We start from the raw sequence: 17,285 nt of genomic DNA, 5'->3' as shown, positions 1-17,285 counted from the left end.
CCTTAGCACTACCAAGTGTTCTTACTTTATCCCCGTCTATATCATCCCTTTGATACACTTCATTTGTTTGTTTAGTACCCTTTGGGCGAGTTGCAGTCCAACTAATTTGTTTCCAATTTATTAGACCAAATGGATCGATCTCCATAAGCGGATCGAGGAGTACATATATATAAATGTAACAAATATTGTAACATCAATTAATTTTGATGGTCTCCATAATAACGTGAATCAAAATCTACTAATTTTCCTCTAATCAGTTTATCTTCTGAAATACCAAACTTCGTTCCAATCCAGAGTAATCTATTGTCCTGTATAAGTTGAAAAAAGACGAACATCGTCCTTTTCTAAAAAGGTTAAATCTTTATAATTATCATCAGTTACAAATCTAAATACATTCATTAACAACACCCAACTCATCCAAATTTTAACACACCTCTCTCTTTTGCTCCGAATTAAATCATCAGAGGTCTCTAACCTATTAGTAATTTTTATATTAGGCGAGATATTCTTATATAACGTCTTAATTAGAAATTAGTCCATACTCTTTTAATAAGAACCAATAATCCTTTTTAGAGTTCCAAGTGTTATTTCCATTGGAGACAAGTTCAACCTGGACAATGAGTGCGAGATAAATAACGGAACCAATCCACTAGGGAGAGTTCCGTTAAGAAAATATTAATAACCTTGAGCGTCCAAATATAGATTAATCACTAAATACAAGACACATTAAATCTTCTCTAATACACAAAAACATAGGTAAAGAAGTGCTAATAGCGTCTTCTTACCTATGTTTGGAGATATTCATCATAAATATTTACTACTAGTTCAATTGTAGTAAAGCTCACAACTTCAGAAAGAATCATGGATTCTGTAAGAGAAAACATTAGGATAAAGTGTACATCATCCGTACAACAATATCGTTTGTCCAACCTAAATATCCCGTTAATCATATAACGCTCTAGATACCCTCGTAGTCTTATTTCCTCTTACACATGTTTCTGAAAACTATCTTAACTTACTTAAGTTTTGCCTGAATATGCTTGCAAAAATCAAGAAATGAAGGTGCAACAATAATAGCATTCTCAGGGTCGTAACTTACTTCATAATCCATGTATTTAATTTCTCCTGTTTGAATATCAATCCAAAAATCATTATCTGCATGATTATCAGCAAAAGGAATATGAAATAGAACAAAGTCTTCAAATTCCTCAGAATAATCTATCCTTCTATCTTTTGCTCTTTCAATAGATGTTGTATAATCAGAATCTTCCTCATCTTCGATTAAGGGGATATGAAAAAAACTACCGATTTCTATAGAATAATAATCCTTATTTAAAGCTTCATAAAAATTATCAGGATAAATATATGCCCCTTTAGAAAACACACCACCATTAGTAGTAAGGTAAAACTTTATAAAATCTTTTTTACCTGGAAACTCATCAGGTACAATTTCATTTACTTGGGAAAGCGATATACTCTTCCAAGAATTCTCAAATAAAATATCATTATTAAAAAATTCATTAGAATTACTTTTAAAATTGTTGTTCATTTAGGTTACACACCCTCCTTTTAATTTATTTCTTCTTTTAGTTGCTTCCGCAACCGCTTCTGGCGAACCATATTTAAAACCTGTATCCTTTTTAAAGTCATCAGCCCCGCCTACATGTGGGTATTTATGGTATTCTTCGTGCACAAATTGCATTCTCATTGTATTCGTCTTAGGATCGTAATCTATATGATGCGATCGATAATTTTTGCCTGGATCATTAATTCCAGCTTCTTTTGCAAGTGTGGCTCTATCATCAAAATATGATCCAGTTGCATCTATAGTAAATATACCATGTGGATTATTTGGACTTATAGTTTTAGGATGTATTACTCCTCCACCATTAGAAAGGAAAATGATTGGTTGCCTTACTATTAATCCAAAGGGATCTATCATTGCATTTAGATCACTCACATAACCATATAATGTTGGATTCCCACCCGCAAGCCCAATCGGGTCAACTTGCGTATAATTCCCTTGCTCTGGGTCATAGTATCGGAATCGGTTATAATACAAACCAATTTCAATATCTTCATACTGTCCTTGATAACGGAATGGGATAAAATCTTTCTCACCCGTAAACTCTTTTACTCGTCCATACACATCAAGCTCAGCCGACCAAACCTTTTGACCTTGTTCATCATAGACTTCAACAGGTGTTCCTAGATAATCACTAATAATACTGTAGTTGCCTTCACTCGTGATCTTAGCAGAAGGGACAAAGCCATCATTGAATACCCATGTCACTAGATTATCTGCGATTTCGGCTTCTGTCTGCGAGGCATTCTCTACTGAATTTTTTTCCAATATATCTGAATTATCCTGCGGGAAATACTAGTGCAGAATCGTATTGCCATCCCACACAAAGTAAGTAGCCCTATCTTCAGAATACTTCTCTAACCGCCTACCTAGCGCGTCATAATTGAAAGCTACTCATTATCTGTGAACGATTGATGCGTACTTTGCTCCCAAAGCATCTTTGATTTCCATGTGGTTTCTTCAATACTAAAAGTAGATAGAAAACAAGTGCGATTCAAGAAAACTCTAAGAATATGTTTTTCATATTGGATGAATAGCTAGAGTTGTACACGTCCATACAAGGAATTAAACAAAAAACATATGTAATGAAAAAGATTTTTATATCTTCCTTACATATGTTTCTATCAAGCACTAAAGTCATTCAAGACTGCAGCTGTATATTCCTATTTCTTTTTTTATCTGCAATCATAAGCATCCCCATAAGATTTAAAATTTTCGGCCAACCAAAACCAATGTTCACCTTTACTCGAATATAAATGTTCTAACAGTTCCGTAAAGCTTTTAGCAATAATCTGACTATCTCCCGGTGTTGCATGGGTTTCCAAAAAACTATCATAGCAATAACCGAAATGAGACTTGCTTAGATCAATGCTAATATATTGATTTATTTCTTCAGACTCAGCAATTAGATACCATTCATTACTTATATCACCTTCAAGTTCCTCCCAAATAACATCATCAGCGGGGTAAAGTCTTTTACTAGTTGGAATAAACTCATTTGAAGAAACAATTTTAATTCCGTAGGGCTTATCTAAAAACATATGTAAAGAGTCATAATTACTAAAAAAATATTTAACATCTTTTGGTAAAGCCAATTCACTAATGTAATCTGTGTCCCGTTTCACAACTTTACAATTACTATCTAGTTCCATTTTTTTAATAATCTCTAATATTTTGATATCTCTACCTCCTTAACTATCAAGTACATTTTGATATCTACTGAATAATTCTTTGTAATATCATCCTAGAACTTCCTCATTCGCTTTTAATCAACTTCTTTTTCATTATCTTTTTTATAATAGTAAATAAAAAAACATATATAATAAAAAGCGGACACCACATTTTTACATATGTTTGAAATACTTATAATAATATTACCATATATGAATATAAGTGGTGTTTATTTTAAAATCGTTCCTAGATAATCACTAATAATGCTGTAGTTGCCATCATGGATTAGCCCTCAACATGTGTTGAATCATTTTAAATTAATCATTCAATTACAAAAATTTATTACCGATCCTATGAAGAAAAATATTGAGGAACATCTTCTAATTCTAAAAATTAAATTCCTTTCATTTGTTTTTCTTCACAAAGTAGCTTAAACCTTTCTGAACAAAATAGATATCTTGCTAATTTTAAGTCATTCAAACAAAACACGTCTCTATCATTTTCTTGTAGAACAATTCTTTGATATTTTTCAACCATAACATTTATGTCAAATACCCTATTTTCTGGCACACTTCTTTTTGTAAACTCTGACTTTTCGTAATCAACGAAATCTTCTCTATTATAGTACTTAATAAAATAATAGGGTTTCTTTACTTTAGATTTTCCCTTTGAACTAACAATTTGTAGGTTTGATGTAACATACTTTAGTAAAGTATTTACTTGATTCATCAATGTAATAAAATCACTACTGATAATATGACCATTAAAACCCTCATAATAGTCAAATTCAATTTTATTATTAGTAATTAACCATAAATCGATTTTATTCCATTCATATCCCATTCCCTCATTGTATTTTGTTTCATCAAATGATTCGTGAATAACGCCCTTCAAAAAAATAGGCGACTTTACATTATCCTTAACAATCATATAATAACTCATACTATCTATCACCCTAGTCTTTGACACTTAGGATATTTCCTAGATTGCACAGTATCAAAGTGTCTTTTTCTTTAGTTAATATCGTACCACTCTAAAAATTCATCGAAATCGCTCCACTGTGGATTAAATTTACCTTTAATCATTTCAGTAATTTCTAATTCATTTACATAATAAATGCCTTGATTAATTTTATCGTATAATAAAATTAAGTTTCCGCTTCTATTACTAAATGGAATATTATTTATTGTAGATTTCCTCCTGGTCTCTTTTTCCAAAGGGAATTTGTCAAGGCTTTAAAATCACCACTATATATTGAAAACCAGCAAATATTAATCAATTCAGGTCCTTTTGTTGTACTAAATGTACACTCTGTAGTATATCTCTGAAAATCTGCAAAACTAGAATTATAAGGGATAGCTAGATTACGTATGACACTGTCGTATTCTTTATCGTAACCGTAACTAACCAACCTTTATTTTAAAAAAACTTTCTAACTTCTTAGCTGCTCTCCATGAAAACGTGTGAGAAAAGTTTTCTCACAGAGTCAATAATTTTAAAAAAGGTAGCATAATATCTAATGAATTTATGCTACCTTTTTGTATTTTTTATTAATTGAGTTACAAAATTTTAATCTAAACCACGAACGAAAACATGCAAGATTCCTTCTATATTTATTATCGATATTACTAGCTTCATCTCACTATTTCTCAAAAATTAAATTATATATATTTGATTACCTCTAAAAATACAGGGTCTGTATCAACCTCTATTAACTCCTCCATTACAGGATACAAACCTTTAATAAGTGGATGTTCTATATTTTTCACTTCTAAACCCATTCTTTTTCTTAACACAAGGGGCGCAAGTATCTCTGATGGGAAGAGCATTTTATCTTCTCGATCAAATTCTTGGTACATCTTTGTTCTACTCAAATGAAATTCACAAGCCTGATTCACAGAATCATTTATGTCTTCATTTGTTTCATCTGTTAAATCATTTAACAAATTAGAATAGATATCATTAAGTTGTGTAGGGTATTCATAAGGAATTTCTTTATCGTTATAAAATGTTGAAAACATTTTGTTTACAAATTGACAAACTGTTTCGGGAGGTTCTACATTAAAATCTATTTTCTCAGGAGAACTATACTGTAACAATTTATGCGCTTTTTCTGTTTCTTGTAAAATCAAGAGATTACAAGCAGACAAACAAACATCAACAAACCAAATTGGTTTAATATCACCCATTTTTTCTGTTGCATATAATAGAGGATCTATTGTGCCCCATAGCATACTTTGTTTAAGTGAAAAAGAATATCCTCCCTGTTTATTCAGATAGCGTTCTAAAAAGTCGGCACAATACCATGTAGAAAGTGCATTACATGCAATACCTAAAGTGATAAAATCATTTTTTTCTTTGGGACTTTTCAAAAATTCTTCTATTATCTTATAGCTCTCGTCATACATATAAGGCTGTTCTTTTTCTGCTAAACCTTTGCTCCATTTCTTCACTTTACTCTGAATTTTTTTATAAAGATTGCTTTCCAAATCTAATTGCCTCCTTAAGTGCACCATTTTTTCCCTTTTACCTTTTTAATATTACGATTTGAGTCAACAAATACATTTATTTGAGTTCCTGTCTTTATTCCACCTTGCGCTCTAATTTCAGCTAATATTCTTCTGGCATCGGCTTTTTCGGATGATGGAATACTTTGGTAATGACCAATACCCCTACCTGCACGGTTAAGGCGATCTTGGGTATACTTATTGGCTCCTAATAATTTTTGATCACGTGACAGTCTAGGATTTCTATTAGTTTTTGTCGTTTTTATTTCATACGCACTCCATTCACCAGTGTATTTATTCTTCGACAGAATATCCACACCATGACCAGAATTATTTTGAATCTGAACAACTTCTGAGTATCTTCCGCAATTGTTCAATCGATTAACTATTTCACTCTCACCGATATTACCTAAAGATGTATTCAGTCCATATTGATCTAACCAGCTATTAGGATCACCAACATACCCATACAACGTAGGATTCCCACCCGCAAGCCCAATCGGATCAACCTGCGTATAATTCCCTTGCTCTGGGTCATAGTATCGGAATCGGTTATAATACAATCCAATCTCTAAATCTTCATACTGCCCTTGATACCTAAACGGAATAAAATCTTTCTCACCCGTAAACTCGTTCACTCGCCCATACACATCAAGCTCAGCCGACCAAACCTTATGACCTTGTTCATCATAGGCTTCAACAGGTGTTCCGAGATAATCACTAATAATACTGTAGTTGCCTTCACTCGTTATCTTAGCTGAAGGGACAAAGCCATCATTGAATACCCATGTAACGAGACTATCTAAGTCATCTGTCTGTGAGGCATTCTCCACTGAATTATCCTGTGACAAATACTCATGCAAAATCGTATTGCCATCCCACACAAAATGAGTAGCTCTACCTTCCGAACACTTCTCTATCCGCCTACCTAGAGCGGTGCCTTAGATTTTTTGTAATCTTGTCCTTCTTGACTCACTAAAGAATAAAAATATTTAAGAAGAAGAAGTTTCATTACTAAAGAAAACACATGTTGAAAGGATTTGTCCTCTTAACATGTGTTGAATCGTTTTAAATGAAAAATTATTTACTTACAAAAATCAGGAACATATAAATTATCGATCATATGAAGAAAAATATTGAGGAACATCTTCTAATTCTAAAAATTGAATTCCTTTCATTTGTTTTTCTTCACAAAGTTGCTTAAACCTTTCTGAACAAAATAGATATCTTGCTAATTTTAAATCATTCAAACAAAACACGTCTCTATCATTTTCTTGTAGAACAATTTTTTGATATTTTTCAACCATAAAATTTATGTCAAATAACCTATTTCCTGAAACACTTCTTTTTGTAAACTCTGACTTTTCGTAATCAACGAAATCTTCTCTATTATAGTACTTAATAAAATAATAGGGTTTCTTTACTTTAGATTTTCCCTTTGAACTAACAATTTGTAGGTTTGATGTAACATACTTTAGTAAAGTATTTACTTGATTCATCAATGTAATAAAATCACTACTGATAATATGACCATTAAAACCCTCATAATAGTCAAATTCAATTTTATTATTAGTAATTAACCATAAATCTTTTGGCATTTCTTGTTTTTGAAAAAAGATTTTATTCCATTCATATCCCATTCCCTCATTGTATTTTGTTTCATCAAATGATTCGTGAATAACGCCCTTCAAAAAAATAGGCGACTTTACATTATCCTTAACTATCATATAATAACTCATACTATCACCCTAATCTTTGACACTTAGGATATTTCTTAGATTGCACAGTACCAAAGTGCCCCTTCTGTATTTTGTTTTTCAATTCTATTTACAATTTTCGAGTATCAGTCCTAGTTTCTTTGTCATTTATTAATCCCAAAGAGTATTGATCGGCAATATCCGTCACCCTTCTCAAGAAATAATCACTATACATAGAGTGTTGAGTATTATGAATCCTACTAAAAGAGCTTCCTTTTAATGTGTCGGGGTTACCAGGCATCATAATACCATTAAATGCTTCATCTCTTAATTCTCCCATACCAATAGAGTCAAAGAAGGATTGATGTGTTTCATAAATTTGTTAATTTACTCTAATTGCAGACGGAATAACTTTTTTCCAATTTATCAAATCAAAAGTCCTGCTCCATGTGTTAATTACTTACATAGCTATAAGTCTAATTGTGTCAGATGAAATACCCCCATTAAGAAAGCAATTCCTTTCTACAAAAAAACATATGTCTAGAAAGAGCTTAAGACAATTTCTTTACATATGTTTTGAAACTTTAATAACTTTAAATCTGTTTATTTTAGTTCTTTGCGGTATTACCTTATTCAAACTCTTAATTTAAAATCTTGTTTTTTTATTAGGTTTTGACATTAGGTTAATTTCTAAATTTCGACAAAATCCGGTCTTTGTGTACTTCCTTCTTTCACAAACATTATTCCTTTTATCTTTTCTTCTTTACATGCTCTTATAAATAGATCATCAACAATAATATTTCCTGCATATTCTTTCATTCGTACAATATGATGCCCAATCAGAGAATTAGGTACATACTTTATAGACAATAGTTTAATTGGCCCATCAGGTAAGGATTTTATCAATGGTCTGTATTCCGATTTCTTCATATCTAAACAAGGAATCAAATTTAATACATTCAAGACAAAAAAGGATTCGTTGATTTCACCAGTATTTGTTGATGTTATTACTGCAGGAATGAACTGACAATCTGTACCTAGTCTCTCTATCAACTTTTTTAGTTTTAAACTTACTAATTCTCCCCCTATCGTAGGCAAAACATCATACTTGTCTAAATAACTATCAATTTTATCTATTGAATAGTAAAGTCTCCCATTCGAAGGATACTCAATACCTTTTTCCAAATCAAACCTTACAAACGTATTATTATCAGCATAAGAAAAAAAGACATCTCGTTCGTAAACGTTAGCTAACTTATAATAATTCATTATATCCCCCTTCACAATGTAGTTTTGTTCTACCTTTTCTTAAATCTTTCCTTTGGTCATTTATTAATTCTTGTATAGCATCATGATATTGTTGAGAGGTCCATTTATTTTTATCTCCAACTTCTAATAAGATATCTAATTCTTGTCGAATCTCCCGATTATATTGAGCAAGGAAACTATTATATCCTCAATGAATAGACCTGGTTGGGTGATTATCTACTAGTAGGTAGATATATCGTATTACGTATATTATTTACATCATTGAATAAAACAAGTATCTTCCCTCTTTAGTCCTAATTAAAAGGCCTGAAATCAGAAATATTCTCCGTTTTCAGACCTTAGCTTCTTTCGTAATCCTATCTACTTGAACGTGATTGCAAATCCAGTTTATTTGACATCTTTAATAAATACTTCATACAACGCTTCAACATTGGCATCCGCTGGTACCCATGCAAAATAATTCTGATCATTATTTAATATAAATTGAACTAACTTTGTTTTTGTATTCCACTCATTTTTCATACTTGAATCGTAATCTTCCAAATCTTCTTTATAATCTAATTGCAATATATATCCTTTTTCGACCATTGCAAAAACAATTAAACTTCCCAAGAGATTTTTTCGCTTATTTTCTTCTTTATATTCTTGTAATAAGAACCAGATTTGGTCTAACCCTATAGATTTTTTGTATTTTTCATAAAAACTACTATCATCCATAACCTTATAATCATGTATCAATTCATTGACAAATGAGTGCCATATTGGTGGAATAACCTTTTCCAATAAAGGATTATTTTCAATTCCTTCTATTATTTCAAGTTCCTCAATCTCTTGTTCATTGTCGTAGTCACTGAGGGAAATCTGCTTGAATTTCATTTCATTCTTGTAATGTGCCAAGTCATATGGATAGTGATTATTATTTATTAGGCTTGTATCATCAAGTTCTAGTATCTTCGCTAGCGCTGCTGTTTCAAAGCTCCAAAACCCTACATATCCAGGCTCCTTGTGTGCATTCTTCCAATCGTAATCATAATGACCTTTAAACCATTCTTTCTCCATATACGTTTGTAATCTTTTAGATGCTTCTTTCTTATCGGTTTGCGCAAGTTCTATAATTTCTTTTGTTTTTGCATAGGGATTTACTTTATAATAATCATTAGTGATTTTAGTATGTCCGATATTACTAGCATATAATAAAAAATCAATCACTGAATCGCTTATTTCTTTTTTCTCAACCACCTTACTTAATCTTTCTATATTCTTTTTATCCGTTTCTAATAGGATTCCTAAAGAAATCGTCCAAAGAATACTTAAATATCCAACTTCCCTAGTCCCTGTATGCTCTAAATCATAAATTGCATTATGAAAGTCTTTTTCTATTGCACTAATATCTTCTCCTAAAGAATATTTCGCCCTAATATCTTCCATCTCATATTTAAAAGTCCTTAAATAACTCGCTTCTATACGACTTTTATTGTCTTTGGATTTTCTTTGAATACCATTTTTGGTATCCTCCTCTAAATTTCTGATATCCTCCCTATTTTCAGCTATAAATTCTTTATGATATTCAATTTCTTCTCTACATTTTTCTTCTATACATAGATGATCCCTCATTTTTTTTATTTCCTCCTTGCCTCTAAATCAAGGCCATTCTCCAATTATTTCACCCTTAGCATTTAACCTATATGTTATTACATTCCCATTACTATCGACTTTTGATAATACTCTTTCAACTTCATCTTCATCCAATGCTTTGGTGATTTTATTTGCTAGTTTTTGATCACCACCAACAGCTTTCAAAATTCTACTTTTTTCAGTTTTCGCACCTGTCAACCATTCGTTTGACATTTGTGGTCCATCTTTTGTTTTGCCTAATTGGGAACTACCAAACTTCGCTTCATCAATTACATATTTAATTTTTGATTCTGTATTTGCATTTTCATATAATCCATCTATCCCTTTTACTATTTTCAGGTTATGTAAATGACCTTCTGTTTCACTAAAGTTTTTAAAATATATACATCTTCATTTTTCCGCTTTGTTGGTCTACTCGTGAATTAAAAGGGCAGTAAAATCCTTTTTAATGGATTTATTGCCCTTTAAAATAAATGATTTAAGATAGTAATAATCTTTTTTGTATAAATCGATACCCTTAAATATTCCTTCTGTGATGAGGCTTATCTATAAAAGTTATTCCATATCTGCCACATTAAAGTTATATTTTTCATCTTCCCGTGGATCATTATATCCTTCAAATTCAACTACTTTTTTTAGAGAAAACAAAAAACCAAAATTAGGGTTAGGATAATCTATTTAGCACATTTTCAATAGTATATAAAATATTTATTTTTATGATATTACTTTCTTCTTTTCCACCATATAATCTCATCAATCATTATTTTTTCTAACTTTTCTTCATTATCGTAGAAAAAATTATAACATAATGGTGATTCTACATCAGAATTGCAAGAAACAACCTTTTCTATCCTATCAGAGTCATTATAAATATAGTTCATAAACGACCAATTTATACCATTAACACTGACATCTACCCAGTTGCGGTCATCTAATGGTTTAAATATGCTAATAGACAATAATTTGGTAGGGAAATTATTTTCTGGATACCATCTTGCTACATAAGCATTCACGCTTTTATCTGGATTTATAGTGTATATTTGAGTTCCTGTACCTAGCTTTATATCATTGTCAGCTTGTGGATACTGCATAATAATTAGTTCATCTAATTCATTAAACCCAAAAGAATGAATCATTCTCTTACTAAACCTTTCGCTTTTAGTTATATTTTTTAAAATTCTTCCCTTTTTAAATTTATTTATCTCATGAAAGTATGGTAGGTGCGTAAAATATTCATCAGAAGCATATTTCCAATAAGATACCTCTGATAACTTTGTAGTTATCATACTGTCAATATTCTGTTCCACTTCACTCCATTTATCTAATAATTCTTTTCGAATTTCATGTTCTATTGAATTCATTACGATCCTCCATTTAAATTAATGACATTTCACAGTGTTTTTCCAACTACCATCTTCCATTCTTTTACCTATATCAGAAAGAAGACCACCTATATCCAAACCTTTCTTTTCAGCATTTTTTAATATTCGATAAATATATTTATCATTTTGAGGACTATGAATATGTTTTCCCGCGTGATAATTGCCAAGTAACCTTGCTGCATCTCTTCCTGGATGAACTGATAAGCTTCTTTGGGATTGTGCAGTTCCCCAAAGTCTTGCCCCATTTTCTGCGGTATCAGGATTTAAACCATGTCTTTCTAACAAATCCCTCGAAAGTTTTCCATACTTAACACCATTTAACATAGCATTACTTTTTAACGGAACTATATGGTGAGCAGTCTTACCTGGAGTTATTGGTCTTCCAGCGGCTCGCATTGCTTTTTCTAACCAATATGTTTGGGATAATCCCATTGGATCTACCCAACTATTCGAATCACTAACATACCCATACACCGTAGGATTCCCACCTGCTAGCCCAATCGGGTCAACCTGCGTATAATTCCCTTGCTCTGGGTCATAGTATCGGAATCGGTTATAATACAAACCAATTTCAATATCTTCATACTGTCCTTGATAACGGAATGGAATAAAGTCTTTCTCACCTGTGAACTCGTTCACTCGCCCATACACATCAAGCTCAGCCGACCAAACCTTATGACCTTGTTCATCATAGGCTTCGACAGGTGTTCCTAGATAATCACTAATAATGCTGTAGTTGCCTTCACTCGTTATCTTAGCTGAAGGGACAAAGCCATCATTAAATACCCATGTCACGAGATTATCAGCGATTTCGGCTTCTGTCTTGGAGGCATTCTCCACTGAATTCTCAACATCCTGCGAGAAATACTCATGCAAAATCGTATTGCCATCCCATACAAAATGAGTAGCTCTACCTTCCGAACACTTCTCTATCCGCCTACCTAGTGTGTCATACTTGAAAGTTACTTCTGTCATATCTGGCTTCAAGACCTTCGCCATCATGCCATTGCCATAGTACTCGTACTTCCATGTATCTCCATTATGTTCGACTTTCTCTACGAGATTTCCTTCTTCGTCATAGGAAAATTTGGCATCTTTCGTTTCTAGTAATCTACTGCCAGCGCCATAGATACGATCTTTTTTATCTTTTGTTTCATATAAATTGCCGACATCATCGACACTACGGTATAAGAAATCAAATTGGCGACTGTCTTGATTGGCCCACACGAGGTTACTAAATTCGTCGTAACCATACGTCACTTTTACACCCGTTAGCTCGTTGACCATACTGCGTAATTGATGATTAACGTCCCAATTGTGGGCGCGTCTTCGTGTATCTCGGCTTTGGCTACTTACTCTGTGATGTGTTGGTCGACCTGTAATATCATATTGCCATTTACTAATAACATCCCCTGGTAGGATTCTTTCAATCTCTTGACCGAGTTCATTGTATTGCATCGAGGCTGTCCACTGGGCATGCTCGGAGCGGGAGGCGGTCATTTGTAAGACATTGCCTAGTTCATTACGCTCCACATCGATTTTGGCACCGAGGCTACTTGTTATCTGAGAACGATTGCCTAACTCGTCATAGCTACTAGCAATCCAATGATCGTTTTGCCATTCTTTGATGACTTGTCCTGATGGGTCTCGTTCTAGCTTGACGGTTACATACTCATTTTCTGTCTCTTGTAATGCGCCGTTTTTGTCATAGCTAAATGTTTCCCACGTACCATCATAGTAGTCAGAGCGAATAATATTCCCTAATGCATCGTGCTGATACGCTGTCCAACGATTACCTGGACGTTGAATCCGCTGCACTAATCCTGCGAGGCTTCGCTCATACGTTTTTGCCATGTCATCAAAGCCGATTTCCTTGATGATATTGCCTTTTGTATCGCGTTCAAATTTGTATGCTTCGCCTTTTTCATTAATAACAGCGGTTAATTGCTCCTCTGTATCGTAGGTGAACTGTACTTTCTTGCCCCCTTGTTTGCGGGATGTTAAGCTGCCTAGAATCGTGTAATCAAAGGCGACTTGTGTATGGTTATCCTTTGCAAAAACAATATCGTCATAGGCATTGTACTTTAGTTGAACGTCGTTACCATCGGATAGATTTGCGCGTACTAGGCGATTTAAATGATCATAACGGAATTTTTCAGTGGCACCGAGCGGATTAGTTGTGCTTGTGCAGTTTCCGCGCCTGTCGTATGTCCATGTTGAACTTGTCCCATCTGGTAATGTTACTCGGCTTAAATTTAGGTCAGCGTCATACGTTAAGGTTACCATATGGCCTTGCGCATTTGTCACTGTGTCAATTAAACGATGTTCATTATAGGAAAATTCAGTCTTTGTACCATCTTCTAAAACCGATGCCTGTAATGTCCCGTCTTCATTATAAATCCACTGGCGACTACCGCCCTCTGGAGTAATTGCCTGAATCAACCGATCTTTGGCATCATGCTGAGAGGATAACGTACTGCCATCTGCCAGCGTCATCGTGACTGGGTTTGCCCATTCATCATAGCTGAAAGTTGTTACACGACCATCTTCATCTACTTCTTGCAGTAATTCAAAGTCCTCATTATAGTCATAGCTGACCTCACTACCATCTGGATACATAATTTTTGTACATAGGTTATCTTCATTAAAATAGTAAGTACTTGTATGCCCTAAGCTATTGGTAATTTCGTTATAGCCATCGTAATAGGCAAGCTCACCCGCTAGAACATTGCCATCTCCCCATGTTTTAATAACGCGTGCACCTGTTGTTGGCCCATCATAGCGCCAGTAGAAACTATTTTTATTACGGTCTATTTTTTGCATCATTAAATGGTTGACATATTGGATATGTGTACTTTGTCCTAATGCATCTTGGATTTCGATTAAATCTTGAACATCATTGTAAATATAGCGCACTAACACTTCACGACTCGTCTGGTTACGTAAAGCGACTTCTGTCATTCTGCCCGCTTCATTTGTCGTAACATCTAGAACGCGCCCTACGCTATCCGTTACTTGTGATAAGAAGCCTTTCAGGTTATACGTAAATTGAATATAGTGGTCTTGCTCATTTCTTACTTCTTTTAATCGGTATGTCGTCTCGGTTGTTTGTTCAAATACATAAAGCAAGCGTGTATCATGCTCAAACAAATGGTATTCCACACCTGTATTTATCAGGGTCATTCTATCTTTTTTATTAAAATATGGTAAATTAATTGGTAAAATTGGAAACCCTACTGCGCGACCATCCGTCACCACAATGCCGATTAGCTCTTCTTCTTCAAATATTTCTAAGGCTAGATCGTATGTAAAGTGCATACCATGCCCAGTTAAACCAACTCGACTACTATCACTGTACCATGCACGTTCCCATGAAAGAGGGATAGGGCCTGGAAGTTCAAAGTCGACACCTTCATAGATCATACGCCCTGTAATTAAATCAACTGGTTCAAAGCCTTTTTTACAGAATTTATCACTTAATCCTTTTGTACAGTTAAATTTCTTTAGTACTTGATGATTGAGTTTAGTTAGCTCCGTTTTGGCCATCGCCTTCATACCGTCGACAGCTTTTGACACAGCTAGCACTTCATCCATCGAGGCGATTACTTTATCGGCTGCTGTTTTCATGCTTTTTGTGCCTTTGTTCGCTACTGCCGAAACCGTATCGAGTGTTTGCGACACTTTGGAGTAAGCGGCTTTCATCTCTTTTACTGCCTTGGAAGCATCCACCGCCTTATCCGCAGCCTTGGCGGTTTTACTTGCTGCCTCTGCTACTTTTGCCGCTTTATTGACCTTGTAGGCTGTTTTTGCGGCATCCCCAACGATTGGCACTGCACCGACTATGTTCATCGCTGCGCCCATAAAGTCTCCTCTTGCCAAGCTAATACCTGCATTGGCAATATCCGCGATGGTTCCGATACCTGGAATAAATCCAGCAACATCTAATGCTAAACTAACATTATCAAGCAACTTACTAAAGAAGCTTTTTTTCTCCTTTTTCTGCTCTGCTTTTTGTGGGAAGATGACATCCACTTTTGATGTAGCTTCGATTGCTTCTTCATTTAACTTCGGTGGTTGACTTTTTTTCTCTATGCCTTCTTGTTCAATTAGCGTACTAATTAACTGTGTGTCAGCAGCAAGGATAATATGACTTTGCTCCTTCGCTGAAATGGCAATCCATTCCTCCGCTTCTACGGATAGCTCGTTCATTCCACTTATTTCTAGTGTTTCATCTGCCGCTAGCATGATGGTACTGTTACTTTGAAATGTTACACCTTCTCCATCATCCATCTTAAGGTCCAATACGCCATCTACTGCACTAAAGGTAATATCACCAACCCCTAGTGTCATATCTTTGCCCGCATTGGTCGCCAATGATTTCACGGTCGTGTCCGCCATTTTTTTCGTTTGTTTTTGTCCGCCTTCTGGTGTAGCAGGAGAAACACGTACCGAGCTAATGACAATGGCATCTTGTTCCACAGCACTTGGAAAATGCAATTGGGCACGGGCACCTTTTTGCGGCATTAAATACATGACACCATTTGCATCTGCTGAATAAGCAAACCAATGTGCTTTTTCTTTCTCTTGTTTTTTATCGATATCTAAATGAATTTTAACCGTGTTTTGCGTAACATCAATGATTTTCCCTGTAAAGGCTGCGCCAATCAAATCTAAATTGCGTACTAATCGTTGACGAATACTTTTTTCTGGTTGAGCAGTATATTGAAACTTTAGTACACCCGCTTCGAGATGAATTTCTCGAACCGTAATAACATAGGATTTTCCCTTTAATTGTACCGATGTACCCAACTCGTACGCTTCTGTGCTTTCAAACGCACAAAATGTATAATCGGTTTCACTTACATCTATACCATCATTTTCAGTAATTAATCGATATGTATCTACATCCATATGTAATACTGAAGGTAGATGGTCGATTGTTATGCTTTTCTTACTTTCGGGTGTGCCAAACCAAAATCGTGGTCCCTTTCCTTGTAAATCAGGAAAAACTACTGCCTGTAGATTAGAAGCCACTCTTTTTATAAATGCCCAATCTGTCTCCATGTATTGAATCGAGATATGACCTATTGCTTGACCGTTCGACACCTGATCGATGTAATCCCCTTGAGGATAAGCACCTACAATGGTATCGAGTAACGCCACATAGGTCATATTCGCATCTTGAAAAGAACGTGAGCGTTTTGCAACGTCCATATTGGCTGTAAACGATACAGCCTCAACTGAAACATAATGCACCCCTTGGGCAGCCTGCAACTCTGCATTTTCAATTCTACCTGAGAACAAGATGTCTTGTTGCCTGCCAAATTTAACAACGACTTCATCTGAATGACTAATTTGCTGAATATATTTCTGTGCTTGCTCTTCCGCAATCATTCCTGTAAAGGACAATCTCGCATGGTCATCGCCTTTGTGTTTGATTGTTAGTTTATTTATATGAATAAGAGGATAAGGCCATTCGAGCACAAGATCCTCATACGTCGTTATCATGCTGACTTCCTTTTCTCCTAGTGTTTTCATT

12 protein-coding genes are annotated in these 17,285 nt (G+C 34.4%); all 12 read right to left on the bottom strand.

The genetic code is table 11. The features are described from left to right. Positions 1–1,015 precede the first annotated feature (1,015 nt). The 12 genes from JNUCC52_RS22155 to JNUCC52_RS22100 all read right to left on the bottom strand — a co-directional run bounded on the left by JNUCC52_RS22155 (position 1,016) and on the right by JNUCC52_RS22100 (position 17,284). Complete coding sequence (locus tag JNUCC52_RS22155) at positions 1,016–1,549, bottom strand: SMI1/KNR4 family protein (protein ID WP_337980842.1); 534 nt, start codon at positions 1,547–1,549, stop codon at positions 1,016–1,018. Beyond that, positions 1,550–2,293 (bottom strand): RHS repeat domain-containing protein, encoded by a 744-nt coding sequence (locus JNUCC52_RS22150; protein ID WP_337980841.1) that lies wholly within the window; start codon positions 2,291–2,293, stop codon positions 1,550–1,552. 467 nt (positions 2,294–2,760) lie between these two features. Beyond that, positions 2,761–3,237 carry an SMI1/KNR4 family protein gene (locus JNUCC52_RS22145; RefSeq protein ID WP_337980840.1) on the bottom strand — a complete coding sequence of 159 codons (477 nt, stop codon included), beginning with the start codon at positions 3,235–3,237 and terminating at the stop codon, positions 2,761–2,763. 412 nt (positions 3,238–3,649) lie between these two features. Beyond that, complete coding sequence (locus JNUCC52_RS22140) at positions 3,650–4,198, bottom strand: Imm43 family immunity protein (protein ID WP_337980839.1); 549 nt, start codon at positions 4,196–4,198, stop codon at positions 3,650–3,652. A 719-nt stretch (positions 4,199–4,917) separates the two neighbouring features. Then, complete coding sequence (locus JNUCC52_RS22135; protein ID WP_228134095.1) at positions 4,918–5,745, bottom strand: hypothetical protein; 828 nt, start codon at positions 5,743–5,745, stop codon at positions 4,918–4,920. A gap of 14 nt (positions 5,746–5,759) precedes the next feature. Beyond that, entirely contained in the window at positions 5,760–6,647 is an 888-nt protein-coding gene (locus JNUCC52_RS22130) for an RHS repeat domain-containing protein (protein WP_228134096.1), read from the bottom strand. Positions 6,648–6,875: 228 nt separating this feature from the next. After that, positions 6,876–7,502 (bottom strand): Imm43 family immunity protein, encoded by a 627-nt coding sequence (locus JNUCC52_RS22125; RefSeq protein ID WP_337980838.1) that lies wholly within the window; start codon positions 7,500–7,502, stop codon positions 6,876–6,878. A 648-nt stretch (positions 7,503–8,150) separates the two neighbouring features. Beyond that, complete coding sequence (locus JNUCC52_RS22120; RefSeq protein WP_337980837.1) at positions 8,151–8,729, bottom strand: imm11 family protein; 579 nt, start codon at positions 8,727–8,729, stop codon at positions 8,151–8,153. Between the two features lie 387 nt (positions 8,730–9,116). Next, entirely contained in the window at positions 9,117–10,343 is a 1,227-nt protein-coding gene (locus JNUCC52_RS22115) for a PoNi-like cognate immunity protein (protein ID WP_337980836.1), read from the bottom strand. A gap of 27 nt (positions 10,344–10,370) precedes the next feature. After that, positions 10,371–10,577 (bottom strand): hypothetical protein, encoded by a 207-nt coding sequence (locus tag JNUCC52_RS22110; RefSeq protein WP_337980835.1) that lies wholly within the window; start codon positions 10,575–10,577, stop codon positions 10,371–10,373. A gap of 509 nt (positions 10,578–11,086) precedes the next feature. Then, complete coding sequence (locus JNUCC52_RS22105; protein ID WP_337980834.1) at positions 11,087–11,725, bottom strand: hypothetical protein; 639 nt, start codon at positions 11,723–11,725, stop codon at positions 11,087–11,089. Between the two features lie 18 nt (positions 11,726–11,743). Further along, positions 11,744–17,284 (bottom strand): DUF6531 domain-containing protein, encoded by a 5,541-nt coding sequence (locus JNUCC52_RS22100; RefSeq protein ID WP_337980833.1) that lies wholly within the window; start codon positions 17,282–17,284, stop codon positions 11,744–11,746. Position 17,285 lies beyond the last annotated feature (1 nt).

This window comes from Lysinibacillus sp. JNUCC-52 (assembly GCF_015999545.1).
Taxonomy (GTDB): Bacteria; Bacillota; Bacilli; order Bacillales_A; family Planococcaceae; genus Lysinibacillus.
This window is presented reverse-complemented; position numbering and strand designations above follow the sequence as displayed.